This window comes from Cupriavidus sp. PET2-C1 (assembly GCF_054515855.1).
This window is the reverse complement of record NZ_CM137259.1, coordinates 3,575,144-3,598,639: the sequence shown is the minus strand read 5'-3', so window position 1 is coordinate 3,598,639 and position 23,496 is coordinate 3,575,144. Positions and strand designations below refer to the sequence as shown.

The window sequence follows — 23,496 nt, the reverse complement described above, 5'->3', positions numbered from 1 at the left end:
GTACTCGTATGCGACGCGTCAGTGTCAAAAACGAAACGAGGCGGTGAGCCGTTGACCCACGACTTGTTAATATTTGTAACTTTTTGCGCGAGGGCGTGCGTGGCGCCGCTCCGCGGGGCTGGTCGCCGCCCTCGAGCCGTCCCCCCGCACGATCGCGCGGGGACGTGGCGCGGCTACGGCTTCCAGGCCGAGCGCGCTCGGATCGATCTCGCACCATTGCCCTGGCGCGAGTCCGAGCGTACGCAGGTCGAGCATGCCAATTTGCACGCGCACCAGGCGCAAAGTCGGAAATCCCACTGCCGCGGTCATTCGGCGCACCTGGCGGTTCTTGCCCTCGCGGATCTCGAGTTCGAGCCATTGGGTCGGGATGGCGGCGCGAAATCGCACCGGCGGATTGCGTGGCCACAGAAAGCCTGGCTCGTCGACGCAGCGCGCTCGCGCCGGCAGCGTGCGGAAGTCTCCTAGGTCGACGCCATTGCGCAGGTGCGCCAGGGCGGCTTCGCCGGGCACGTTTTCGACCTGGGCCAGATATGTCTTGGGCAGTTTGTGATGCGGATCGGCAATGCGCGCCTGCAAGATGCCGTCATCGGTCAGCAGCAGCAGGCCTTCGCTGTCGGCGTCGAGCCTTCCCGCCGGATACACGCCGGGCCGCTGCACGCAGTCGGCGAGAGTCGGGCGCGACGGGTGCGCGGAGAACTGGCTCATGGTGCCGAAGGGTTTGTTCAGTGCGATCAGCGTCATCGAGAGTATTGGGGCCTGGCGCGCGGATAGGCGCATGAATAGCGTCAGTATGGGGCGTCAGTATGCCGTAGCCCGCGCCGCCCGGCGCGGGTCCGGCCAGGATGGCGGATCATGAAATTTTGTTGCATAATACAAAATGGTCTTATGTCTTATATAAGACCTGTGTACGTGTGACGCATAGCCGGGCAGTCCGCGTGTGGTGCGCAGCGGCTCGCCCGCGCGCCAATCGCCGTTAGAATGCCCACGCGCCACCCAAATCTCGCCGTCTGGTCACGAATCCGGCGGCTCGTTGCAACCCCCCGTTCCGTACTGGAGACGTCATGTATCAACATATCAAGGTTCCGGCCGGCGAAAAGATCACGGTCAACCAGGATTTTTCGCTGAATGTTCCGGACAATCCGATCATTCCATTCATCGAAGGCGACGGTACGGGCCTGGATATCACCCCGGTGATGATCAAGGTGGTCGATGCAGCCGTGGCCAAGGCCTACGGTGGCAAGCGCAAGATTTCCTGGATGGAGATCTACGCCGGCGAGAAGTCGACCAAGGTGTATGGCCCTGACGTGTGGCTGCCTGAAGAAACCCTGGAAGTCCTCAAGGACTACGTGGTGTCCATCAAGGGCCCGCTGACCACGCCGGTTGGCGGCGGCATCCGCTCGCTCAACGTGGCCCTGCGCCAGCAACTGGACCTGTACGTCTGCCTGCGCCCGGTGGCGTACTTCAAGGGCGTGCCCTCGCCGGTGCGCGAGCCGCAAAAGATCGACATGGTGATCTTCCGCGAGAACTCGGAAGACATCTACGCCGGCATCGAATGGGAAGCGGAAAGCGACCAGGCCAAGAAACTGATCGCCTTCCTGCAGAACGAAATGGGCGTGAAGAAGATCCGTTTCCCGGATACCTCGGGCATTGGCGTCAAGCCGGTCTCCAAGCAAGGCACCAAGCGCCTGGTGCGCAAGGCCATCCAGTACGCGATCGACAACGACAAGCCGTCGGTGACCATCGTGCACAAGGGCAACATCATGAAGTTCACCGAAGGTGGCTTCCGTGACTGGGCCTACGAGCTGGCACAGCAGGAATTCGGCGCCGAGCTGATCGACTGCGGCCCGTGGTGCAAGTTCAAGAACCCGAAGACCGGCCGCGAAATCGTCATCAAGGACGCCATCGCCGACGCCTTCCTGCAGCAGATCCTGCTGCGCCCGGCCGAATATTCGGTGATCGCCACGCTGAACCTGAACGGCGACTACATCTCCGACGCGCTGGCGGCCCAGGTTGGCGGCATTGGCATTGCCCCGGGCGCCAACCTGTCGGATTCCGTGGCCATGTTCGAAGCCACCCACGGCACCGCACCAAAGTACGCCGGCAAGGACTATGTGAACCCGGGTTCCGAAATCCTCTCCGCGGAAATGATGCTGCGCCACATGGGCTGGACCGAAGCCGCCGACCTGATCATCTCCTCGATGGAGAAGTCCATCCTGTCGAAGAAGGTCACCTATGACTTCGCCCGCCTGCTCGAAGGCGCGACGCAGGTGTCGTGCTCGGGCTTTGGGCAGGTGATGATCGACAACATGTAAGCGCAGATCAGGCCGTCTCAGCCTGAACCGAAAACCCCGGCGACGCAAAGGTCGCCGGGGTTTTTTTCATCCCGTCGTATCAGGAGGTACTACCCGGCAAGTGTGCAGCCAGGTCGACATAAAAAAAGACCGAATAGGACACATAAGGAAAACGCTCTCCGCACTTGCAGAAATGTCCGATTGATTTTGGTGCTGTATCGCGCATAAGTAGGGAGGCGCCAAACGCCGATCAATCAATCCATGGGAGAACGTATGCACAACGTGAAGCAGTTGACCGCAACCTGGGAGGCCAAACCATGATGCGCAGAGTTGCGTGTGTGGGCGACAGGCTTTCACCAGATGGCGTCATCCTCCCGTATGACGGGCCAGTTTTCACTATTGGCGACGGTGCCGGCCACCAGGTAGCGCTTATCGGTGGGCAAGCCTACTGCGAAGCCTGCAAGACCACCGGCATCATTGCAAAGGCTGGCGGACCGCGCCGTATTAGCTTCATGGGCGAGACGGCGGCTGATGGCGATATCGTGCTCTGCAGGTGCCCGACACGTCCGAGCATTATCGCCACTCTCGCCGGCGAGACTTGGTGCGACGACGAAGCCGAGAGTGCTGGAATGGCAAGCGCGCAGGAAGTTATCGCGGGCACAACGGATTTCCCCGCGGCGCCCTTCTTGGCCTCTAATCCCCGCTACGACCAACAGGTGCAACTTTTGGACGAAAACTCCGGCCAACCCCTGGCACGCCGGCGCTACCGCCTCACAGGCGATGGCGGATCGATTGAGGCGCGAACGGACGACAGCGGTATGACCGAGCGCATTTCGAGCGATACCGCGGCGACCATGACGCTGGAGATTTTTGGGGAGGATGCCTGATGCAACCAATCAATACGATACAAATTCCATTGACTCCGATTGAGAAGCGCGCGCCTGTGAAAGTCTATCTGCTGCGGCCTCGCGGGACTCTGTATTGGGGTGGGGCCGGACTGGATGGCGACTACGTGCGGCCACAACTCGAGGCGTTCCGGAGGGCAGGGATTGCCCACTGCTTTGCAGGCATCACAAACTCGGCGACTATCGATCTTCCCAAGGACTATGAGTTCGTAGGCACGCTGATCGATGCCATCCGATCCGGCCTGGCCATCCGCTCGCGCGATAACGGGGAATGGACAATTATGAGTGGCATGGCAGCAGAGGCATCCCAATTCAATCTGATCGGCTATAGCTATGGCTCCCTCCTGGCCGCTCAGACTGCATGGTCTTATGCCCGGGCCGGGCACGTGATTGACCATCTAGTACTGGTGGGTTCACCCATCGAGGCCGGGTTTCTAGCGGATCTGCGTAGCCACAAAAGTATTCGCAAGACCACCGTGATCAATCTGACCGAACATGGAGATCCAATCTACGCGGGGATGCCGTGGGCCGAGCTTGCTGTGGCGGCTCCGCTGCTGGGCAAGCAAATGATCGCAGGCAAAGGAGAAGGGCATTTTTACTATGCGCATGTGGTGCCAGACAGTCTGCGCCGTTGGGCCGCCTTGGCGCAGCGAGTGGCCGCCGAGGGGCTCAGATGATACAAACTAGGAGCAGGGTTGGGAGTGCGGTGGATTGCATCGCCATTGGCCTTGCGCTCTTGGGTTTGGCCTTTGCAGTCTTTACCTTTCTCACTCCTATCACTCGCGCGCAGGTCACTACCGGCTCATTGGTTGTTGTTACTGCTGTTGTGCTTGCAACTGCGTGTCTGCTGACGCTGATTGGCTTGATTCTGGTACTGCTAGCGCTCATGCGGCGCTCTCCTGACCGATGGCGAAGCCTTGCGGCCTATTGCGTCGGGCTTGCGCTGTTCGTGGGGGCATTTGTGCTAGCTGGTTCCTGGGTTGGGCATCACCTACCCCCACGGCAGACTAGCGCTGCCGCCATAGTCGGCAGCTGTGGCGGCACCTCTGCTCGGCAAACAAATGATTGCAGACAAAGGGGAAGGGCATTTCTACTATGCGCATGTGACACCAGACAGCCCGCGGCGTTGGACCGCCCTGGCGCAGCGAGTCGCTGACGAGGGGCTCCGATGAAAAGGGCCAGTGGCGGGCTTGCACGCGCCGTGGACTGCATCAGTATCGGCCTAGCGCTCCTGGGCGTGGCCTTTGGCGCCTACACAGTGGCTACGCCGATAACAACCATCGACCAGGTGACGACCGGCCCAATGGTGGCGGTTGCCGGCGCCGCACTTGCTCTGGCTTGTCTCCTGGCTCTGATTGGCCTGGTGCTTGTGTTGCTAGCGCTTGTTCTACATGCTCCCGGGCGGTGGCGCATCATTGCCTCCTATTGCGTAGGGGTGGCATTCTTCGTCGGCACCTTCCTACTCGCGGATTCCTGGGCGGCCCGTCACCTACCCCCACGGCAGACTAGCGCTGCCGCCATAGTCGGCAATCTCGATGTAAGTGCTTAGCCATCTTTCCACAGGCCGACGGCGCGCCGTTCGGGCCTGAGTGGCTGGACCATGCGCTCATGGGCGGCTGGGCCGACCATCGCGAATGCCACGTTGGCGGCGACTTCCTGTTGATCTACTGGCTGGATAGTGCTGGCACTGGAGGGCAAGATATTTTGCGCCTAATGACGTACATTTTGGGGCGTTCGAATGTGCGGAAACAGCCAAAATTATGCAAAAAGCCCCCCAAGAGCTACAAAAACGACCGGAAATCAATGAGGAATCGAAGTGGCAGGCTAAAAGGCGCGACCAGCGAGCCAAACAAAAAGCCCGGCATTGACCTGGCCGGGCTTTTTGTCGGATGCGTTACGTGCTGCTGTTCAGCCTGCGTGCTCTGGGGCAGGGCAGGCCGATCCCGTTCCGGGGATGATCCCCCCGCATCCTGTCGTGGCCACCTCAAGCTCTACCGGCTGGTGCGGCCGCGCACCGAATCTTCAGGCGTGATCCTGGATATTGGTGGCTTGTTTGCCCTTGGGGCCCTGGATGATTTCGAAGGATACGCGCTGACCCTCTTTCAGGGTCTTGAAGCCATTCATCTGGATGGCCGAAAAGTGCGCAAACAGTTCTTCTTCGCCGTCGTCCGGCTTGATGAACCCAAAGCCCTTGGCGTCATTGAACCATTTGACGATACCGCTTGCCATAAACTCCCCCAACAAAAAAAGCAGGATACGAGCGGGGGAAAGCGCCGCGGCCAGTGGGTGCCCGGCTAGTGTTCTTGCGCGCTGCCCGGACGGAACCGGGTCGGGCGCAAAGGCACGACTGTGCGGGCACCGCGTGGCGGCCAGTTTGATGTGCTGACTCGCCGCCGCTGGATTCGTGGGCCTCCCTGCTCACGGATCACTCAGTCCGGACTATTGCTTGGCTCGCGTAACCAGACGTGAATGTGCGAACGATTCTTCTGTCAAACCTGCGCACTGTCAAGTTGGCAGATTCCCCACTCCTGGTAGGGTGTGGCGGGAAAGGAACGGCTGTAGATGGTATTTTGGAGGGAAAGGGCGCACCGCAATGGCGTGCGCCTTCCCATTCAAGTGACCCACGAGTGAACCCGGATGCCTTCGGCGTCCACGGAATCTGGATGGCCGCTGCATCGGCCTCTTGAATCCGGTGTCTTTTCCCCAAATTGCAGAGTTGTGCGTAAGGGTTAGAATAAAGCCATGGCTACACGGCTGGCAAATGTCCCACAACGCGAAGCAGGCACCGTACTGGAGCGGAAAGAGCAGGCGCTCAAACCACCCGCCATGTACAAGGTGTTGCTGCTGAATGACGACTTCACCCCGATGGAGTTCGTCGTGATGATCCTGCAGCAGTATTTCAGCAGGGACCGGGAGACGGCAACGCAGATCATGTTGACCGTCCACCGGGAGGGTAAGGGGGTCTGCGGCATCTATACCAGGGATATCGCGGCAACGAAGGTCGAGCTGGTGTCAACCCACGCACGGCAGGCGGGTCATCCGTTGCAGTGCGTGATGGAGGAAGCATGATTGCGCAAGAATTGGAAGTCAGCCTGCACATGGCGTTTGTTGAAGCCCGGCAGGCACGCCACGAGTTTATAACCGTGGAGCACCTGCTACTGGCGTTGCTTGACAACCCCACGGCAGCGGAAGTCTTGCGCGCCTGCGCAGCCAATATTGAGGATTTGCGCACCAGTCTGAAGAACTTCATCGCGGACAACACGCCCGTGGTGCCTGGTACCGACGAGGTGGATACCCAGCCTACGCTGGGCTTCCAGCGCGTCATCCAGCGCGCCATCATGCATGTCCAGTCCACTTCCAACGGCAAGAAGGAAGTGACCGGGGCCAATGTCCTGGTGGCGATCTTTGGCGAGAAGGACTCGCACGCGGTGTACTACCTCCAGCAGCAGGGCGTGACCCGGCTGGATGTGGTCAACTTCATCAGCCATGGCATCCGCAAGGACCAGGCCGAGCCCGCCAAGCACGGCGACGGCACGGCCGAGGGCGAAGGCGGTGATGGCAAGGAGAGCCCGCTCGAGCAGTTCACCCAGAACCTGAACACGCTGGCCAAGGCCGGCAAGATCGATCCGCTGATCGGCCGCGAGAGCGAAGTCGAGCGGGTGGTCCAGGTGCTGTGCCGCCGGCGCAAGAACAACCCGCTGCTGGTGGGCGAGGCGGGCGTCGGCAAGACCGCGATCGCCGAAGGCCTGGCCTGGCGCATCACCAAGAACGAAGTGCCCGACATCCTCGAGAAGGCGGTCGTGTACTCGCTCGACATGGGCGCCCTGCTGGCCGGCACCAAGTACCGCGGCGACTTCGAGCAGCGCCTCAAGGGCGTGCTCAAGTCGCTCAAGGACAATCCGAACGCGATCCTGTTCATCGACGAGATCCACACGCTGATCGGCGCGGGCGCCGCTTCGGGCGGAACGCTGGACGCCAGCAACTTGCTCAAGCCGGCATTGTCGTCGGGCCAGCTCAAGTGCATCGGCGCGACCACCTTCACCGAATACCGAGGCATCTTCGAGAAGGACGCGGCCCTGTCGCGCCGTTTCCAGAAGATCGACGTGGTGGAGCCGTCCGTCGACCAGACCGTGCAGATCCTGCGAGGCCTGAAGTCGCGCTTCGAAGAGCACCATGGCGTCAAGTACGCGGCAGCGGCGCTGACCGCGGCGGCCGAGTTGTCGGCGCGCTTCATCACCGACCGCCACCTGCCGGACAAGGCCATCGATGTGATCGATGAGGCTGGTGCAGCCCAGCGCATCCTGCCCAAGTCCAAGCAGAAGAAGACCATCGGCAAGGGCGAGATCGAGGACATCGTTTCGCGCATCGCGCGCATCCCGCCGCAGAGCGTCAACCAGGATGACCGCAGCAAGCTGCAGACCCTGGATCGCGACCTGAAATCGGTGGTGTTCGGCCAGGAGCCGGCCATCGAGGCGCTTGCTTCGGCCATCAAGATGTCGCGCGCTGGCCTTGGCAAGACGGACAAGCCGATCGGCTCCTTCCTGTTCTCCGGCCCGACCGGGGTGGGCAAGACCGAAGTGGCCAAGCAGCTTGCCTTCATCATGGGCATCGAGCTGCTGCGCTTCGACATGTCCGAATACATGGAACGCCATGCGGTGAGCCGGCTGATCGGCGCGCCGCCGGGATACGTGGGCTTTGACCAGGGCGGCCTGCTGACCGAGGCCGTCACCAAGAAGCCGCACTGCGTGCTGCTGCTGGACGAAATCGAGAAGGCGCATCCGGATATCTTCAATATCCTGCTGCAGGTGATGGATCATGGCGCGCTGACCGACAACAATGGCCGCCGCGCCGACTTCCGCAACGTGATCATCATCATGACCACCAACGCGGGAGCGGAAACCATGAACCGCGCCACCATCGGCTTCACGTCTTCGCGCGAGCAGGGCGATGAGATGGTCGACATCAAGCGCATGTTCACGCCGGAGTTCCGTAACCGGCTGGATGCCATCATCAGCTTCCGTTCGCTCGACGAGGAAATCATCCTCCGCGTGGTCGACAAGTTCCTGATGCAGCTTGAGGAGCAGCTTCATGAGAAGAAGGTGGAAGCCAGCTTCAGCGACCACCTGCGCAAGTTCCTCGCCAAGAAGGGTTTCGACCCGCTGATGGGCGCGCGGCCGATGCAGCGCCTGATCCAGGACCTGATCCGCAAGGCGCTGGCTGACGAACTCTTGTTCGGCAAGCTGGTGTCCGGTGGCCGGGTGGTGGTGGATCTCGACGAGCAGGACCAGATCAAGCTGGACTTTGCCGAGGCTGCCGCGGAACCGCCGGAAGCACCGGAAAACGAGAAAGCGGAAGTCTAGGACGAAGCGCGAAGGGCAGGCAGAGCGGACCTTGCCTGCAATTCGTGCTATCCTCGGGCAAAATACAGGGCGGCAGCGATGCCGCCCTTTTTGTTTTGGCCGGGTGCGGCTGCGCACCGCAGCTGTATGCCCGCCATCCGTCTGAGTACCCGATGTCCCAATCCCAACGCTCGCGGCTGCGCCGCCTGCTGCTCAAATCGTTGCCATTTGGCGCGATGCCCCTGATTCCCGTGCCTGGCCTGGCTGCCCTGGGTGGCGATGCCACGACAGGCGCGTCCGGCCGTCCGATCGCCATGGTGTTGCCGTTCCCTCCGGGAGGCAGCGTCGATATCGTCGCACGCCAGCTGCAGCCCGGCCTGAAGAGCGGGCTCGGCCAGACGGTGGTGATCGACAACAAGCCCGGCGCCGGTGGCCTGGTTGCTTCGAGTACCGTGGCCCGGGCTAAGCCCGACGGCAGCACGCTGTTGATGGCGTTCGACACCCATGCCATCAACCCGTTTGCTTACAAGAACCTGCCCTACGATACCTTCCGCGACTTCACGCCGATCTCGCAACTGGTGCGTTTTCCGCTGGTGATCGCGGCCAACCCGTCGTTGCCCGCGTCCAACGTGAAGGAGCTGGTCGCCATGGCGCGGCAGAAGCCGGAGAGTGTCCGCTATGCGTCTTCCGGCATCGGCAGCCTTAACCAGCTAGCCGCCGAGGCGCTGGCGACCGAGGCCGGCGTGCGCTTTCTCCACGTGCCGTACAAAGGTGGCGGCCCGGCGGTGCAGGCGGTTCTGTCCAATGAAGTCGACGTGTTTTTCTCCAGTTATGCGGCGGTGCAGGCGCATGTGGCTGCCAAGACGATCAAGCTGCTTGGCGTGACCGGCACAAGCCGCCTGCGCCAGTTCCCGCAGCTGCCAACCGTGGCCGAGCAAGGCTATCGCGGTTTCGAAGCCTATTCATGGATCGGCGTGTTTGGCCCGGCCGGGTTGCCGGAGCCGACCGTGGCGCGCCTGCACGATGCCCTGGTTCAGTCGTTGCGGCAGCAGCGCGTGGTGGATGCGCTGGCCATGCAGGGCTTCGAGATCGTGGGCGGCAGCCCCGCCGAGCTGGCCAGCCTGGTGCGCCACGAGCACGACAAATGGCAGGCAGTGGCGCGCAAGGCCAATATCCAGTTCGATTGAAGCGAGAGGGTGCGATGACGATGGAACCGCTAGACCACGCCGTGATGGTGTGTCCCGACCTTGACGCCGCGGCGCAAGCCTGGCGCGGGTTTGGCTTCACGCTGACGCCGCGCGGTTACCACACGCTCGGCTCGCAGAATCATTGCGTCATGCTGGCGCGCGACTATCTTGAGCTGCTGCATGTCACCGCGCCCAGCCCGACGCGGCAGTACTACTGGGATGCGCAGGAGGCCGGGGGTGGCTGCGCGGGGCTGTCCTGCAAGAGCAGCGATACCTTCACCGACGCGGCACAGCTGCGCGGTGGCGGCTGGCACACTTCGGACCCGATCGAGTTCTCGCGGCCGGTGCGGCTGGACGATGGCACGGAGCATCCCGCGACCTTCCGCGTCGCCGCGATCGACGATGCGCCGGGCGCGCGCTACTTCATCTGCGAGCACCGCACGCCGGAGCTGCTGTGGCGTCCGGAATGGACCACGCATGCCAACGGCGCCCTGGGCATCGCTACGATGTTCCTGGTGGTGGCGCCATCCCTGGTCGAGGCTGCCGGGCGTGCCTATGCCGAACTGACCGGCGGCGAGATGACGCAACTGAGCGATCACATCTGCAGCCTGGCGCTGGATGGTGCCACGCTGGTGGTGACCACGCCGCAGGCGCTTGCCGCCGCGACCGGCACCGAGCATGTGCGCCGCGCCGTGCCGGGGTACGCCGCCATCCGGCTGCGCACCAGCGACCTGGCCGCGGCCCGCCGCGGCTGGCGCGAGGCGCGCGTCGGAGCGCTCGACCTGGGGCCCGATGAGAGCCTGATTCCGGCCGCGCTGGCCGGCGGCGTGGCGCTGCTGTTCGAGCAGGCGCGCTAACGCCGTATCGTCAAACGCGCCGTCTTTCCCGCTTAGCTGCCGCTCTTGGCGTGATGCACGCCGGTCGAGCCGAAGCCGCCCGCGCCCCGCACGGTGTCTTCGGAGAACACTTCCACGGTCTTGAACACGGGCCGCAGCACCGGCACGAACATCATCTGCGCGATGCGCTCGCCCGGCTGGATCACGATCGGCTCGGTGCCGGGCGCATTGCGGTTCCACACGCTCACCATGATCGGGCCCTGGTAGTCGGCGTCGATCACGCCGATCGAGTTGCCCAGCACCAGCCCTTTCTTGTGGCCCAGGCCCGAGCGCGGCGCGATGGTGGCCGCCATGTAGGGGTTGCCCATGTGCACGGAGATGCCGGCAGGCACCAGTTGCGCCGGGCTGCCCGGCTCGATGGTGAGCGCGGCGTCCAGGCAGGCGTGCAGGTCGATCGCCGCCGCCATATCGCTCTGGTAAGCCGGCAGGCCCCATTCATGCAGGCGTGCGTCAAGCACCTTGATTTCGACGGTGGGGTTGGCTTCGAATGTCATGGCTGGTCGGTCCCGGGAAAACTAAAACGTTGGCAACCCGAGATGATAGCCGAGCTTGGTCGCCCCCCAGCCGCCCTTAGCCGCCCTTAATCGCCCTTAATCGCCCTTAATCGCCCGACAGGTCGAACGCCTGCGCCAGCAGTTCGTAGGTGCGCAGCCGCGCCGCGTAGCTGGCGGCCACGCTCAGCACCACCAGCTCGTCGGCGAGGAAGCGCTCGCGCAGGGCCAGCATGCGCTGCGCCACCTGTTCGGGCGTGCCGCAGATGGTGCGCGGGCGCTCGCGCTCGACGATCAGCCGGTCGCGCTCGCTGAGCTCGTGCTGCGCGGCCTGCGCGAGCGAGGGGATCGGCGCGTTGACGCCATAGGCCATCTGCAGCCGGCGCAGGTCCACGGCGCGCTCCAGCTCCGCCGCCTCGGCCTCGGTGTCGGCGCAGATCACGAAGATCGCCGCCGCGCTATAAGGCCGCTCGTCATAGCCCGCCTCGAAGTCGCGGCGGTACTGCTGGGCGACGGCGTGCCCCGCATGCGGATTGATAAAGTGAGCAAAGGCAAAGCGCAGCCCCAGGCGTGCCGCCAGGGCACCGCCGAAGTCGCTCGATCCCAGCACCCACAGCTCCGGCCGCGTGTCGATCTCGGGCTGCAGCACCACGCCCTCGGCGATATGGCCGGGCGGCATCTCGCCACGGAACAGCCAGGACAGGTCCTGCACCTGCTCCTCGAACTGGTCGCCCCGGTTGTACTGGCCCATGGCCACCGCCTGTGCGGTCCGCATGTCGCCGCCCGGCGCGCGTCCTACGCCAAGATCGATGCGGCCCGGGAACAGGCCCTCCAGCATGCGGAACTGCTCCGCCACCTTGAAGGGGCTGTAGTAAGGCAGCATGACGCCGCCCGAGCCCAGCCGGATGCGCTTGGTGACGCTGCCCAGGCGCGCCAGCATGACTTCCGGCGCCGGATTGCACACGCCGCGCAGCCCGTGGTGCTCGGCGCACCAGTAGCGGGTGTAGCCCAGCGCGTCGGCGGCCTGCGCCAGCTCCACGGTGGCGGCCAGCGCATCGCGCGCGTTGTGGCCGGCGATGACCGGGCTCTGGTCGAGCACCGAGAGGCGCAGTTTGGGTTTGCTTGCGGACATGTTCAGGGCCGGGGCCGGGTGATGTTCGGGGGCTGGGCGCGCCGATTCAACGGCGCGCGGGCAGGCGCTGGGCGATGGCCGCGACCAGGTCGCGCGCCAGCGTCAGCTTGTCGGCGCGCGGCAGGCGGGTCATGCCTTGGGCATCGAACAGCACGATCTCGTTGTCGTCCATGCCGAAAGTGTGGTGGCCGATATTGCCCACCAGCAGGGGCACGTTCTTGCGCTGGCGTTTTTGCTCGCCATATTGCTCGAGCTTTTCGCTCTCGGCGGCAAAGCCCACGCAATAGGGCGCGTTCGGCTTTGCGGCCACGGCGGCAAGGATGTCGGGGTTCTGCACGAAGTGCAGTGTCGGCGTGTCGCTATCGTTGGCCTTCTTCAGCTTCTGGCTGGCGACTTCGGCGGGACGCCAGTCGGCCACCGCCGCGACCGCAATAAACACATCGGCGCCTGGCAGGCTCGCCATCACCGCATCGTGCATCTGCTGCGCGCTTTCCACGTCGGTGCGGGCTACGCCGCGCGGCGTGGGCTGGCCCGTCGGGCCCGCCACCAGCACCACGTCGGCGCCGGCCTCGCGGGCCGCGCGCGCGATGGCAAAGCCCATCTTGCCAGAGGACCGGTTGGTAATGCCGCGCACGGGGTCGATGGCTTCAAAGGTGGGCCCGGCCGTGATGACCACGCGCCGCCCGGCCAGCGGCTTGGGTTGGAAGAACGCGATGATGTCGGCAAGCAGTTCCGATGGCTCCAGCATGCGGCCGTCGCCGACTTCGCCACACGCCTGATCGCCGCTGCCGGGGCCCAGCAGGGTCACGCCATCCTTGCGCAACTGGGCGGCGTTGCGCTGGGTGGCGGGGGCCTGCCACATCTGCAGGTTCATGGCCGGTGCCACCAGCAACGGACAGTTGCGGGCGATGCACAGGGTGGTCAGCAGGTCGTCGCACAGGCCGTGTGTCAGCTTGGCGAGGAAATCGGTGGACGCGGGCGCGACCAGGATGGCGTCGGCTTCGCGCGAGAGATCGATATGGGCCATGTTATTGCCCACGCGCGCGTCCCATTGGGAGGTGAAGACCGTGCGCCCGGAGAGTGCCTGCATGGTCACTGGCGTGATGAACTGGGTGGCGCCTTCGGTCATGACCACCTGCACGGTGGCGCCGGCCTTGGTCAGCAGGCGGACCAGTTCGGCCGACTTATAGCAGGCGATGCCGCCAGTCAGGCCAAGGACGAGATGCTTGCCTCGCAGATCCATGGATATGCTCTTCGCTTGAAGTGGTTGTCCGGCTGTCGCGGCAGGCGGCAGCGCCTGCTGCCCCCGCGCCGGAGAAGCGTCAATAATACCGGCTTGCCCGCGCGCGCGTTGGCGGCGCTGCCGGCGCGCCTTGCGCGTCGCCATCCGGCACCATGAAAAACGCCCGCATGACGCGGGCGCGGTCGGAACGCTGGAGTGGCCTCAGTGCCGGCGAACGCGACGCAGTTCGTCGACGATCAGCAGCACAGCGCCCACCGTGATGGCGCAGTCCGCCACGTTGAAGGCCGGCCAGTGGTAGTTGCGCACATAGAAGTCGAGGAAGTCGACCACATGGCCGTACACCACGCGGTCCACCACATTGCCGATGGCGCCGCCCAGGATCAGCGAGATCGCGAAGCAGAACAGGCGCTGCCCGGTATGGCGGTACAGCATCCAGATGATGAACAGCCCCACCACCACGCCAAGACCGGTGAAGAACCAGCGCTGCCAGCCGCCCGCATTCGCCAGGAAGCTGAAGGCGGCGCCTTTGTTATAGACCAGCACCAGGTTGAAGAAGCGCGTTACCGGACGGGATTCGCCGTAGGCGAAGGTCCGCACGATGACGATCTTGAAGAACTGGTCCAGCACGATCACCAGCAGGGCGAACGCCATCCACAGTAGCGGGGTGGTGTTGCTGCCCTTGGTGCCCTTGCTGCTGGCGCGTTTGGTGCCGCGCGCGGTGCGCGTGGTGGTGGCGGCCATCAGGCATGGCTCCTGTGTTCACCGGCGCCGAACAGGTTGCTGTCGCAGCGGCCGCAAAGGGTGGGGTGGGCCGGGTCGCGGCCAACGTCGGCACGGTAGTGCCAGCAGCGCTCACACTTGGCGTGCACCGACGGCGTCACGGTGACCAGCAGGTCGCCGCCTTCCGGCGCCGGGGCCACCTTGGCAGCGGAAGTCAGCAGCACGAAGCGCAGGTCGTCGGACAGGCTCTGCAGCGCGGCCAGCACCGGGCCACCGGCCTGGATGGTGACTTCGGCTTGCAGCGAGGAACCGATCTCGCCGTCCACGCGCACCGCCTCGAGCTGCTTGGTGACTTCGGCGCGGGCTTCGCGGATCACGTGCCACTTCTGCAGCAGGTCGTCGGCCTGGTCGATCGCCGGCACGTCGTAGTAGGTGCTGGTGAAGATGGTGTCGGTGTGCTCCGTGCCATGGCCGAAGATCTGCCAGGCCTCTTCCGCGGTGAACGACAGGAACGGTGCCATCCAGTGCAGCATCGCCTGGGTGATGTGGTACACGGCGTTCTGCGCGGCGCGGCGTTCCTTCGAGTTGGCCGCAGTGGTGTAGAGGCGGTCCTTCAGCACGTCCAGGTAGAAGCCGCCCAGGTCTTCCGAGCAGAAGGTCTGCAGCTTGGCGACCACCGGGTGGAACTCGTAGCCGTCGTAGTGCGACAGGATTTCCTGTTGCAGGCGCCCGGTCAGGGCCACCGCGTAGCGGTCGATTTCCAGCCATTCCGACGCCGGCAGCGCGTGCTGTGCGTGGTCGTAGTCGGCCAGGTTGGCCAGCAGGAAGCGCAGCGTGTTGCGGATGCGGCGATAGCCTTCCACCACGCGCTTCAGGATCTCGTCGGAGATCGACAGCTCGCCGGAGTAATCGGTCGAGGCCACCCACAGGCGAATGATCTCGGCGCCCATCTTGTTCGACACGTCCTGCGGCGACACCGTGTTGCCGACCGACTTCGACATCTTGCGGCCTTCGCCGTCCACCGTGAAGCCGTGGGTCAGCAGCGCCTTGTAGGGCGGCTTGCCATACAGCATCGAGGCGGTCAGCAGCGACGAATGGAACCAGCCGCGGTGCTGGTCCGAGCCTTCCAGGTACAGGTCGGCCAGGCGGCCGTCGGGCAGGTCGGCCGATGCGTCGTACAGGTCTTCGCGGTGGGAGCCACGGATCACCGTCCAGTGCGTGGTGCCTGAGTCGAACCACACGTCGAGCGTGTCGCGGTTCTTCTCGTACATGGCGGCTTCTTCTCCCAGCAGTTCCTTGGGGTCGAGCGTCTGCCAGGCCTCGATGCCGTGCACTTCCACGCGCTTGGCGATTGCCTCCAGCAGCTCCGGCGTGCGCGGGTGCAGCGCGCCGGTTTCCTTGTGCAGGAAGAAGGCCATCGGCACGCCCCACTGGCGCTGGCGCGACAGGGTCCAGTCGGGCCGGTTGGCGATCATGTTGTGCAGGCGCTGCTTGCCCCACGCCGGGTAGAACTCGGTCGCCTCGATGCCGGCGAGCGCGGTTTCGCGCAGGGTCGCGCCGTTGGTGCCGTCTTCGTTGACCGGATCCACGTCCATGCCCGCGAACCACTGCGAGGTGGCGCGGTAGATGATCGGCGTCTTGTGGCGCCAGCAGTGCATATAGCTGTGGGTGTACTTGTGCGAATTGAACAGGTTGCCCGAGGCTTTCAGCGCTTCGACGATCTTGGGGTTGGCGTCCCAGATCTTCTCGCCGCCGAACAGCGGCAGCGTGCTGGCATAGACGCCGTCGCCCATGACCGGGCTGATGATGTCCCTGTCGTTCATGCCGTGCGCCTTGCACGACTGGAAATCCTCCACGCCGTAGGCCGGCGCCGAGTGCACGATGCCGGTGCCGGTATCGGTGGTGACGTAGTCGCCCAGGTAGATCGGCGACAGGCGGTCGTAGCCCGCGTCCATCTTGGACAGCGGGTGGTGGAAGCGGATCTCCGACAGCGCTGCGCCGGTGGTGGTGGCCAGCACCTTGCCTTCCAGCTCATAGATCTTGAGCTGCTCTTCGACGCGCTCGGTGGCCAGGATCAGGAAGCCGCGCGTGGTATCGACCAGCGCGTATTCGACTTCCGGGTGCATGTTCAGCGCCTGGTTGGACGGGATGGTCCAGGGCGTGGTGGTCCAGATCACGACCCAGCCCGGCTTGGCGGCGAGCTGCTCGGCCGGCAGCTTGAAGGCATGGGCCAGCTTGTCGGTTTCGGCGAAGGGGAAGCCTACGTCGATGGACAGATCGGTCTTGTCCTTGTACTCGACCTCGGCCTCGGCCAGCGCCGAGCCGCAGTCGAAGCACCAGTTCACTGGCTTCAGGCCGCGGAACACATAGCCCTTCTCCATGATCTTGCTCAGCGCGCGCAGCTCGTCGGCTTCGTTGCTGTAGTTCATGGTCAGGTAGGGATGTTCCCAGTCACCCAGCACGCCCAGGCGCTCGAAGTCCAGCTTCTGGCGGGCGATCTGCTCGGTGGCGTAGGTACGGGCGCGCGCTTGCACTTCCTGCACCGGCAGGCCTTTGCCGAACTGCTTTTCGATCTGGATCTCGATCGGCATGCCGTGGCAGTCCCAGCCCGGCACATAAACGGCATCCAGCCCGGTCAGGCCGCGCGCCTTGACGATCATGTCCTTGAGGACCTTGTTGACCGCATGGCCGATGTGGATGTCACCGTTGGCGTAGGGGGGGCCGTCGTGCAGGATGAACTTCTTGGCGCCCTTGCGAGCGGCCCGGATCTTCTTGTAGAGCTGCTTGTCTTGCCATTGCTTGACCCACAGCGGCTCGCGCTTGGGCAGGTCGCCGCGCATCGGGAAGGGGGTCTCGAGCAGGTTGACCGGGTACTTGCTTTTTTCGGGCTTGGCGCGTTTGTCGTTGGACATGTCGATTCTCGGGGCAATTCGGTTGGCGCGCGGCACTAGCTCGGCTGGGTGCGGGCGCGCGGTACAGCGTGGACCGGCTGCGGAGGGTGCCGCGGGCTGGCTTCGGGTTGGGGTAGCGACCCGGGTCCCGCCGCGCGGGAACGGGGCGCTAGCTAATTCGGTCGGTGGCGGAGGTGGCGAAGTCGCGGCTGCCCGCGGCCGGGGGCGTGCCCTCGGGCGAGCCCGGCACGGTCAGGCCGAAGAAGGCGCGCGCGTCCGCGCTGTCCTTGGCAATGGCGGCGGTCAGCGCCTCCAGGCCATCGAAACGGGCTTCGTCGCGCAGCTTCTTCATGAATTCGACCCGCACCAGCTTGCCGTAGACGTTCTGACTGAAGTCGAACAGGTGCACTTCCAGCAGCACCCGGCCGGCATCTTCGATGGTCGGGCGCACGCCGATGCTGGCCACACCCGGTATGGCGTGCTCTGCCAGCCCGTGCACCTGCACCACGAAGATGCCGCTGACCGCCGGCCGCTTGTGGGAAATACGCAGGTTGATGGTGGGAAAGCCCAGGTCGCGACCGAGCTTGCGGCCGTGGACCACGTGCCCGCTGATGGCATAGCCATGGCCAAGCAGGCGGCGCGCGTGTTCGAGATCACCATCGCCCAGCGCCTGCCGCACGGCGGAGCTGGAGATGCGCACGCCGCCTTCGGAGACCGAGCCCATCTGCTCCACGTCGAAGCCGAACTGGACGCCGGCTTGTTGCAGATAGGCGAAATCGCCGGCGCGCCTGGCACCAAAGCGGAAGTCGTCGCCGACCAGCAGCCAGCGCGTGTGCAGGCCATGCCAGAGCACGTTTTCGACGAATGCTTGCGGGGACTGCGCCGCGAAGTGTGCATTGAAGTGCTCAACGACAACACGGTCGACACCGTTGCGCCGCAGGCTTTCCAGCTTGTCGCGCAGCAGCGCAATGCGCGTTGGCGCCTTTTCCGGCGTGAAGAATTCGCGCGGATGCGGCTCGAATGTCATCACGCATAGCGGCAGCCCGCGTGCATCCGCCGCAGCGCGCGCGCGGGCGAGCAGAGACTGGTGGCCGCGGTGCACACCGTCAAAGTTGCCGATGGTGAGGGCGCAGGGCGCCCGGCTTTCGGCGTTGGGCAGGCCACGGAAGACTTTCACGAGGACGGCAACAAGCGTTTGGGTAAAGCGAGCATTATAAGGCGAATGGTGGACAAGTTTGGCCTGGCGGCGGTGGCCGGCGTGCCCGGACTGGCGTTTTTGTGCACGGATCGACCCATTGTCATGGCGTTGTGCCCCAAAAGGCGGCATGATACGGCGGATCGCACTCGCTGCCCCCAGCCCTCCCTTGAACGCGCTGCTAAACCGAATCCTGCCGCCGCCAGGGCCTCCGCTCGATACCGAAACGCGGGCCAAGCTGCTGGCGACCATCCATCGCGTCTCCCCCACCGCCATCGTCGCCTCGGTGGTGCTTCCGGCATTGACCGCGATCGCCTTCTGGTCGGCCGCCGATCACAGTGCCCTGGTGGGCTGGTGCGGCGTCATGCTGGTGCTGACCGCGGCCACCAGCTGGTTCTACTTCGGCTACCTGCGCGACTGCGCCACCATGAGCCGCTCGGCGCACACGCGCAAATGGTGGGCCAATATGCGCGCGATGGCCTTCCTGACCGGCCTGACCTGGGGCAGCTCCGCGCTGCTGCATCTCTATACCGGCTCCACCGTTTTTTCCAGCGTGCTGTACCTGCTGGCGCTTGGCGTGCTGGCGGGCGGCGTTACCGCGCAGTCGCCGGTGCCCTCCAACCTGGTCTACGCCGGCATCCCGATCCTGGTACCCAATATCCTGCTGGCCGAGTACGCCTTCCCGGGCCATGGCACCTACGTGCAATTGCTGCTGGTGGTGTACGCCATCATGCTCACGCGCCATGCGCTGAACCTGCAGCGCACGCTGGTGCGGGCCATCCAGCTGGAAAGCGACAGCCGCAGGCTGGCCAAGCAATTCCAGGAGGAGAAGGAGAGGGCGCTGCATGCCAGCGAGGAAAAGTCGCGCTTCCTGGCCGCCGCCAGCCATGACCTTCGCCAGCCGGTGCATGCGCTGGTGATGCTGGTGGAGGCGCTGCGCGCCCGCAACAAGTCATCCTCGCTCCATCCGCTGGTGGAGCAGGTGGCCGCCGGCACCCAGACCATCGACCTGCTGTTCCGCTCGCTGCTGGACCTGTCCAAGCTCGAGGGCCGCAAAGTGCTGCCCACGCTGGAGCCGTGCGAGCTCAGCCATCTGATCAGCGAGGTCATGAGCCAGTTCGCCGCCGACGCGCGAGAAAGCGGCCTGACCCTGACCCCGCGCGTGCCCGAAGAGCTGTACGCCATGGCCGAGCCGGTGCTGCTGCGCCGCGCGCTGTTCAATCTTGTGCAGAACGCCCTGCGCTATACCCGGCGCGGCGGCGTGCTGGTGACCGCGCGCGAGCGCCGCAAGCATATCCGCGTGGAGGTGTGGGACACCGGAGCCGGGATTACGCCCGAGCATCTGCCGGACATCTTCTCGCCGTATTACCAGGTGCACAACCCGCAGCGCGACCCGTCCCAGGGCCTGGGACTCGGGCTGGCGATCTTCAAGGAATGCGTACGGCTGATGCGCGGCACCTACGGCGTGCGCTCCGTGCCGGGCCGGGGATCGGTGTTCTGGTTCTCGCTGGCGCCGGTGGCGGCCGAGACCGTGGCAACCATCCGTACCGTGCGGGCCAACGCGCAGGCCGAGGATGCCAAGCCCGACCACCTGCGTGGCACCGTGCTGGTGGTCGACGACGACACCCAGATCCGCAAGGCATGGATTGCGCTGATGGAGGCGTGGGGCATCCAGGTAGCCTGCGCCGCGCACGGTGCGGATGCCGACCGCCTGTTCCTCCAGGGACTCAAGCCGGACATCATCTTCTGCGACCTGCGCCTGCCTGGCAGCGAAAACGGACTGGACCTGCTGGAACGCTGGCAGAACACGCAGCCGCAGGCGCGCAGCGCGCTCTTGTCGGGCGACCTGAAATCCGCCGCGCTGGCAGCGGCCGAGGAGGCAGGCTACTTCGTGCTGCCCAAGCCGGTCGACCCGGCTGCGCTGAGACTGTTGCTGCGGCGCTGGCTGCGGCCCGCCTGAGCGGCGAAGGCATAAAGAAAATGGGCCGGCGCATGACGCGCTGGCCCATTTTTTATTTGCCGCCTGCCCAGTCAGCGTGAGCCGCTGGCGTCGCCGGTGCGCGTTACTGGCGCAGGCGGAATCGCTCCATGCGCGACATGACCTGCATGCGGGTGCGCACGCCGAGTCGCTGCAGGATGGCCGAGACGTGTTCCTTGACGGTGTTTTCCGTCAGGCCCAGCCGGCGCGCGATGACCTTGTTGGGCAGGCCTTCCAGCACCAGCGCCAGCACCGAGCCCTGGCGCGGGGTCAGGCCCAGTTCCGCCGGCGTGACCGGAATACCGTGCGCGGGCCCGAAGGATTGAGCACGGCCGCTGAGCGCTTCGTCCGACGGGAAGGAGGTGTCGCCGGCCAGCACCTTGCGCACGGCGGCGGTGAAGGCGTTGGCGTCCAGGTGCTTGCCGACGAAGCCACAGGCCGCGAGCGCGCGCGCGCGGCCCACGATCTCAGGCGTAGCCTCGGCCGACATAAAAATAAAGCGAGCGGAAGGTACCAGTGTCTTGAGCGCCTGCATGGCGTCGAAGCCGGTACCATCGGTCAGCCAGATATCCAGCAGCACGATGTCAGGCCTGAGTCCTTGCTGCAAGGTATTCAACGCTTCTTTGGCGCTTCCTGCAGCATGGACGGCGATGTCGGGCATCACTTCCGCCAAAAACGCGGTTGTGCCAGACAAGGCCATAGGATGATCATCGACCACCAACAAGGTCGGTGCAGCGTTCGACATGCGATTTCCCGTCTAATTTCCCAGTTCGTCCTTGTTGTCACTTGAAGCCGTGTTAACGGACTGCGCGTGGACGATAGCAGCCACTCTAGCAGAGCGGGCGAGGCGTCACAATCCACCGCACGCGGGTTCACGTTGCGTATAGGCCATGCGAAATGGCGCTGTGGCGAGGGTTTCGCGTGTTTTAAGTGCCTAATGCGCTCGCTTTGGTCGTGTACTGGCCCCGACTTGGTAGAATTGCGCGATGAAAAATATCGTTATCCTGATTTCCGGGCGAGGCTCCAATATGGAAGCCATCGTCAGCGCCTGCGCCGCCGAGGGCTGGCCGGCGCGCGTAGCGGCGGTCTTGTCCAACCGGCCAGACGCCGAAGGTCTGAAATATGCCGCCGACCACGGCGTGGCTACCGGCGTGGTGGACCACAAGCTTTATGATGATCGCGCCACTTTTGATGCCGCGCTCGCCGCTGCCATCGACGCTTTCGCGCCGGACCTGGTGGTCCTGGCCGGATTCATGCGTATCCTGACGCCGGGCTTTGTCGACAAGTACGCCGGGCGCATGCTGAATATCCATCCGTCGCTGCTGCCGTGCTTTCCGGGGCTGCATACGCACCGGCAAGCCATTGAGGCGGGCGTCAAGGTCCACGGCGCCAGCGTGCATTTCGTCACGCCCGAGCTCGATCACGGCCCCGTCATCGTCCAGGCCGCGCTTGACGTGCTGCCGGACGACACGCCCGAGAGCCTGGCCACGCGCCTGTTGCCGTGCGAACACGTTATCTACCCGCGCGCTGTGCGCTGGTATGTCGAAGGCCGGCTGCAAGTGCATGCCGGCGTAGTCCGGGTCGAACCACCCGAATCCCAGCTGTTTACGGCCTTTGCTGCCGCTACGGAGGTGCAGTCATGAGCCGCAATACCGCAGGGGCCCGCCAGCCCGTCCGCAACAAGAACAAGGATCACAAGGGCACGCCCATCCGCCTGTCGCGCTCGCGCGATGCGAACGAGGGCCAGGCCCCGCAGCAAGGCCGCGGTCCGCATGGCGGCCTGCATGCTGTCCATATCCAGCATATCGACCGCCTGCTGGGCAAGGTGCTGATGTTCACGCGTCCGTCCGACGTGGTGGTGAGCTACTACTTCCGCGAAAACCCCAAGCTGGGCCATCGCGAGCGCGGCATCATCGCCGAAGCCGTGTTTGCCGTGCTGCGCCGGCGCGTGGAGTTTGCGCAGTTCGCCGCCAGCGGCACGGGTGCTTCGCAGCGCCGCCTGGCCTTGCTGGGCCTGGCCGCCACGCTGGGCCGCGACGTACTGACGCCGTTCTTGCTGCCGGAAGAGGGCGAATGGCTCGATCGCCTGACCACGATCGAGCGTTCCAGCCTGGCGCCGCGCGTGCGCGCCAACCTGCCCGAATGGCTGTTCGACCAGCTGGCCGCGCGCCACGACGAAGCCTTTGTCGAAGCGCTGGGCGATGCCTGGCTGCGCCCGGCGCCGCTGGACCTGCGTGCCAACCTGGTCAAGACCACGCAGGAGGCCGCGCTGGCCGAACTGACCACCGCGGGGCTGAAGGCCGAGTTGACGCCGATGGCGCCGTCCGGCATCCGCCTGGCCGGCAAGCCGGCGCTCAACCAGCTGCCGCTGTTCGTCAACGGCCTGGTCGAAGTGCAGGATGAAGGCAGCCAGCTGCTGTGCAACCTGGTCGCGCCCAAGCGCGGCGAGATGGTGGTCGATTTCTGCGCGGGCGCGGGCGGCAAGACGCTCGCCCTGGGCGCGCTGATGCGCTCCACCGGCCGCCTCTATGCATTCGACGTGTCCGAGAAGCGCCTGTCCAACCTCAAGCCGCGCCTGGCGCGCAGCGGATTGTCCAATGTGCACCCCGTGCTGATCGACTCCGAGCACGACGCCAAGATCAAGCGCCTGGCCGGCAAGATCGACCGCGTGCTGGTGGATGCGCCTTGCAGCGGCCTGGGCACGCTGCGGCGCAATCCGGACCTGAAGTGGCGCCAGTCGCCGCAATCGGTGCTGGAGCTGACCGTCAAGCAGGCGGCCATTCTCGAGTCCGCCGCGCGCCTGGTAAAGGTCGGCGGGCGCGTAGTCTACGCAACCTGCAGCGTGCTGGAGGCCGAGAACGAAGGCATCGTGCGCGGTTTCCTGGCCTCGCACCCGGCCTTCCGCCTGGTGCCCGCCGCACAGGTGCTGGCCGAGCAAAAGATCACGGTGCCCGGCTTGCCGGAAGATGCCGAGATGCTGGCGCTTTACCCGCACCTGCACCAGACCGACGGCTTCTTCGCCGCCGTGCTGGAGCGCGTCAGCTAAGGCCCGATCGGTCAGTCGGCTGCGCCCGGGGAGGCATCCCCGTGGTGCCAGCCGACTGGCAATGTTTCCGCGCTGGGGCCGTTCGGCCCCGGCCGCCTCTCCCGTTCTCGCTTTCTTTCCCATCCACGATCTTTCCCATCCGCGATCCCTGCCGTCACGCATTGCGCCTGCGCCGCTCGTCC

At 64.8% G+C, this 23,496-nt stretch carries 19 protein-coding genes and 1 pseudogene; 11 read left to right on the top strand and 9 right to left on the bottom strand.

The window, feature by feature from the left end:
- Nucleotides 1-66: 66 nt before the first annotated feature.
- Nucleotides 67-741 (bottom strand): pseudouridine synthase, encoded by a 675-nt coding sequence (locus ACX12D_RS16185; RefSeq protein WP_459371920.1) that lies wholly within the window; start codon nucleotides 739-741, stop codon nucleotides 67-69.
- A gap of 320 nt (nucleotides 742-1,061) precedes the next feature.
- Here ACX12D_RS16185 and icd point away from each other — a divergent pair, with 320 nt between their 5' ends.
- From icd to ACX12D_RS16165, 4 genes and pseudogenes are all read left to right on the top strand, one after another.
- Nucleotides 1,062-2,312 (top strand): NADP-dependent isocitrate dehydrogenase, encoded by a 1,251-nt coding sequence (gene icd / locus ACX12D_RS16180; protein ID WP_459371919.1) that lies wholly within the window; start codon nucleotides 1,062-1,064, stop codon nucleotides 2,310-2,312.
- A gap of 296 nt (nucleotides 2,313-2,608) precedes the next feature.
- The gene (locus ACX12D_RS16175) at nucleotides 2,609-3,178 is read left to right on the top strand and encodes a PAAR domain-containing protein (RefSeq protein ID WP_459371918.1); all 570 of its coding nucleotides are present in this window, start codon (nucleotides 2,609-2,611) and stop codon (nucleotides 3,176-3,178) included.
- Nucleotides 3,178-3,873 carry a hypothetical protein gene (locus ACX12D_RS16170; RefSeq protein WP_459371917.1) on the top strand — a complete coding sequence of 232 codons (696 nt, stop codon included), beginning with the start codon at nucleotides 3,178-3,180 and terminating at the stop codon, nucleotides 3,871-3,873. The genes ACX12D_RS16175 and ACX12D_RS16170 overlap by 1 nt, the downstream gene beginning before the upstream one ends.
- Before the next feature lie 931 nt (nucleotides 3,874-4,804).
- Nucleotides 4,805-4,861: pseudogene (locus ACX12D_RS16165) on the top strand (type II toxin-antitoxin system mRNA interferase toxin, RelE/StbE family); the annotation flags it as partial.
- Nucleotides 4,862-5,218: 357 nt separating this feature from the next.
- On the opposite strand, the gene ACX12D_RS16160 reads toward ACX12D_RS16165, so the two are convergent.
- The gene (locus ACX12D_RS16160) at nucleotides 5,219-5,425 is read right to left on the bottom strand and encodes a cold-shock protein (protein ID WP_006157526.1); all 207 of its coding nucleotides are present in this window, start codon (nucleotides 5,423-5,425) and stop codon (nucleotides 5,219-5,221) included.
- 513 nt (nucleotides 5,426-5,938) lie between these two features.
- Here ACX12D_RS16160 and clpS point away from each other — a divergent pair.
- The 4 genes from clpS (at nucleotide 5,939) to ACX12D_RS16140 (ending at nucleotide 10,579) form a co-directional block, all read left to right on the top strand.
- Complete coding sequence (gene clpS, locus ACX12D_RS16155) at nucleotides 5,939-6,265, top strand: ATP-dependent Clp protease adapter ClpS (RefSeq protein WP_006157525.1); 327 nt, start codon at nucleotides 5,939-5,941, stop codon at nucleotides 6,263-6,265.
- Nucleotides 6,262-8,556 carry an ATP-dependent Clp protease ATP-binding subunit ClpA gene (gene clpA / locus ACX12D_RS16150; protein WP_043349328.1) on the top strand — a complete coding sequence of 765 codons (2,295 nt, stop codon included), beginning with the start codon at nucleotides 6,262-6,264 and terminating at the stop codon, nucleotides 8,554-8,556. Before clpS ends, clpA begins: the two co-directional genes overlap by 4 nt.
- Before the next feature lie 152 nt (nucleotides 8,557-8,708).
- Nucleotides 8,709-9,722 (top strand): Bug family tripartite tricarboxylate transporter substrate binding protein, encoded by a 1,014-nt coding sequence (locus ACX12D_RS16145; RefSeq protein ID WP_459371916.1) that lies wholly within the window; start codon nucleotides 8,709-8,711, stop codon nucleotides 9,720-9,722.
- Between the two features lie 14 nt (nucleotides 9,723-9,736).
- Complete coding sequence (locus ACX12D_RS16140) at nucleotides 9,737-10,579, top strand: VOC family protein (protein WP_459371915.1); 843 nt, start codon at nucleotides 9,737-9,739, stop codon at nucleotides 10,577-10,579.
- Nucleotides 10,580-10,611: 32 nt separating this feature from the next.
- On the opposite strand, the gene dut is transcribed toward ACX12D_RS16140, so the two are convergent.
- The 6 genes from dut to ACX12D_RS16110 form a co-directional block, all read right to left on the bottom strand.
- Nucleotides 10,612-11,112 (bottom strand): dUTP diphosphatase, encoded by a 501-nt coding sequence (gene dut / locus ACX12D_RS16135; protein WP_441636582.1) that lies wholly within the window; start codon nucleotides 11,110-11,112, stop codon nucleotides 10,612-10,614.
- 106 nt (nucleotides 11,113-11,218) lie between these two features.
- On the bottom strand, nucleotides 11,219-12,241 hold the full coding sequence (locus tag ACX12D_RS16130) for an LLM class flavin-dependent oxidoreductase (RefSeq protein WP_459371914.1): 1,023 nt from the start codon (nucleotides 12,239-12,241) through the stop codon (nucleotides 11,219-11,221).
- A gap of 46 nt (nucleotides 12,242-12,287) precedes the next feature.
- Nucleotides 12,288-13,484, bottom strand: coding sequence for a bifunctional phosphopantothenoylcysteine decarboxylase/phosphopantothenate--cysteine ligase CoaBC (gene coaBC / locus ACX12D_RS16125; protein ID WP_441636586.1), 1,197 nt, complete (start codon nucleotides 13,482-13,484; stop codon nucleotides 12,288-12,290).
- A gap of 201 nt (nucleotides 13,485-13,685) precedes the next feature.
- Nucleotides 13,686-14,225, bottom strand: a complete 540-nt coding sequence (gene lspA, locus ACX12D_RS16120) for a signal peptidase II (protein ID WP_459371913.1) — start codon at nucleotides 14,223-14,225, stop codon at nucleotides 13,686-13,688.
- Nucleotides 14,225-17,116 carry an isoleucine--tRNA ligase gene (ileS, locus tag ACX12D_RS16115; RefSeq protein ID WP_459371912.1) on the bottom strand — a complete coding sequence of 964 codons (2,892 nt, stop codon included), beginning with the start codon at nucleotides 17,114-17,116 and terminating at the stop codon, nucleotides 14,225-14,227. Before ileS ends, lspA begins: the two co-directional genes overlap by 1 nt.
- A 148-nt stretch (nucleotides 17,117-17,264) precedes the next feature.
- Complete coding sequence (locus ACX12D_RS16110) at nucleotides 17,265-18,272, bottom strand: bifunctional riboflavin kinase/FAD synthetase (RefSeq protein WP_459371911.1); 1,008 nt, start codon at nucleotides 18,270-18,272, stop codon at nucleotides 17,265-17,267.
- 148 nt (nucleotides 18,273-18,420) lie between these two features.
- On the opposite strand from ACX12D_RS16110, the gene ACX12D_RS16105 reads away from it, so the two are divergent.
- On the top strand, nucleotides 18,421-20,250 hold the full coding sequence (locus ACX12D_RS16105; RefSeq protein ID WP_441636594.1) for a hybrid sensor histidine kinase/response regulator: 1,830 nt from the start codon (nucleotides 18,421-18,423) through the stop codon (nucleotides 20,248-20,250).
- Nucleotides 20,251-20,353: 103 nt separating this feature from the next.
- On the opposite strand, the gene ACX12D_RS16100 is transcribed toward ACX12D_RS16105, so the two are convergent.
- Nucleotides 20,354-21,013 carry a response regulator gene (locus ACX12D_RS16100; RefSeq protein WP_459371910.1) on the bottom strand — a complete coding sequence of 220 codons (660 nt, stop codon included), beginning with the start codon at nucleotides 21,011-21,013 and terminating at the stop codon, nucleotides 20,354-20,356.
- A gap of 241 nt (nucleotides 21,014-21,254) precedes the next feature.
- On the opposite strand from ACX12D_RS16100, the gene purN reads away from it, so the two are divergent.
- Entirely contained in the window at nucleotides 21,255-21,911 is a 657-nt protein-coding gene (gene purN, locus ACX12D_RS16095; protein WP_459371909.1) for a phosphoribosylglycinamide formyltransferase, read from the top strand.
- Nucleotides 21,908-23,314 carry an RsmB/NOP family class I SAM-dependent RNA methyltransferase gene (locus tag ACX12D_RS16090; protein ID WP_441636600.1) on the top strand — a complete coding sequence of 469 codons (1,407 nt, stop codon included), beginning with the start codon at nucleotides 21,908-21,910 and terminating at the stop codon, nucleotides 23,312-23,314. Before purN ends, ACX12D_RS16090 begins: the two co-directional genes overlap by 4 nt.
- Nucleotides 23,315-23,496 lie beyond the last annotated feature (182 nt).

Coding starts and splice junctions, on each gene's coding strand:
- ACX12D_RS16185 (WP_459371920.1), bottom strand. CDS start 741: ATGACGCTGATCGCACTGAACAAACCCTTCGGCACCATGAGCCAGTTC.
- icd (WP_459371919.1), top strand. CDS start 1,062: ATGTATCAACATATCAAGGTTCCGGCCGGCGAAAAGATCACGGTCAAC.
- ACX12D_RS16175 (WP_459371918.1), top strand. CDS start 2,609: ATGATGCGCAGAGTTGCGTGTGTGGGCGACAGGCTTTCACCAGATGGC.
- ACX12D_RS16170 (WP_459371917.1), top strand. CDS start 3,178: ATGCAACCAATCAATACGATACAAATTCCATTGACTCCGATTGAGAAG.
- ACX12D_RS16160 (WP_006157526.1), bottom strand. CDS start 5,425: ATGGCAAGCGGTATCGTCAAATGGTTCAATGACGCCAAGGGCTTTGGG.
- clpS (WP_006157525.1), top strand. CDS start 5,939: ATGGCTACACGGCTGGCAAATGTCCCACAACGCGAAGCAGGCACCGTA.
- clpA (WP_043349328.1), top strand. CDS start 6,262: ATGATTGCGCAAGAATTGGAAGTCAGCCTGCACATGGCGTTTGTTGAA.
- ACX12D_RS16145 (WP_459371916.1), top strand. CDS start 8,709: ATGTCCCAATCCCAACGCTCGCGGCTGCGCCGCCTGCTGCTCAAATCG.
- ACX12D_RS16140 (WP_459371915.1), top strand. CDS start 9,737: ATGACGATGGAACCGCTAGACCACGCCGTGATGGTGTGTCCCGACCTT.
- dut (WP_441636582.1), bottom strand. CDS start 11,112: ATGACATTCGAAGCCAACCCCACCGTCGAAATCAAGGTGCTTGACGCA.
- ACX12D_RS16130 (WP_459371914.1), bottom strand. CDS start 12,241: ATGTCCGCAAGCAAACCCAAACTGCGCCTCTCGGTGCTCGACCAGAGC.
- coaBC (WP_441636586.1), bottom strand. CDS start 13,484: ATGGATCTGCGAGGCAAGCATCTCGTCCTTGGCCTGACTGGCGGCATC.
- lspA (WP_459371913.1), bottom strand. CDS start 14,225: ATGGCCGCCACCACCACGCGCACCGCGCGCGGCACCAAACGCGCCAGC.
- ileS (WP_459371912.1), bottom strand. CDS start 17,116: ATGTCCAACGACAAACGCGCCAAGCCCGAAAAAAGCAAGTACCCGGTC.
- ACX12D_RS16105 (WP_441636594.1), top strand. CDS start 18,421: ATGATACGGCGGATCGCACTCGCTGCCCCCAGCCCTCCCTTGAACGCG.
- ACX12D_RS16100 (WP_459371910.1), bottom strand. CDS start 21,013: ATGTCGAACGCTGCACCGACCTTGTTGGTGGTCGATGATCATCCTATG.
- purN (WP_459371909.1), top strand. CDS start 21,255: ATGAAAAATATCGTTATCCTGATTTCCGGGCGAGGCTCCAATATGGAA.
- ACX12D_RS16090 (WP_441636600.1), top strand. CDS start 21,908: ATGAGCCGCAATACCGCAGGGGCCCGCCAGCCCGTCCGCAACAAGAAC.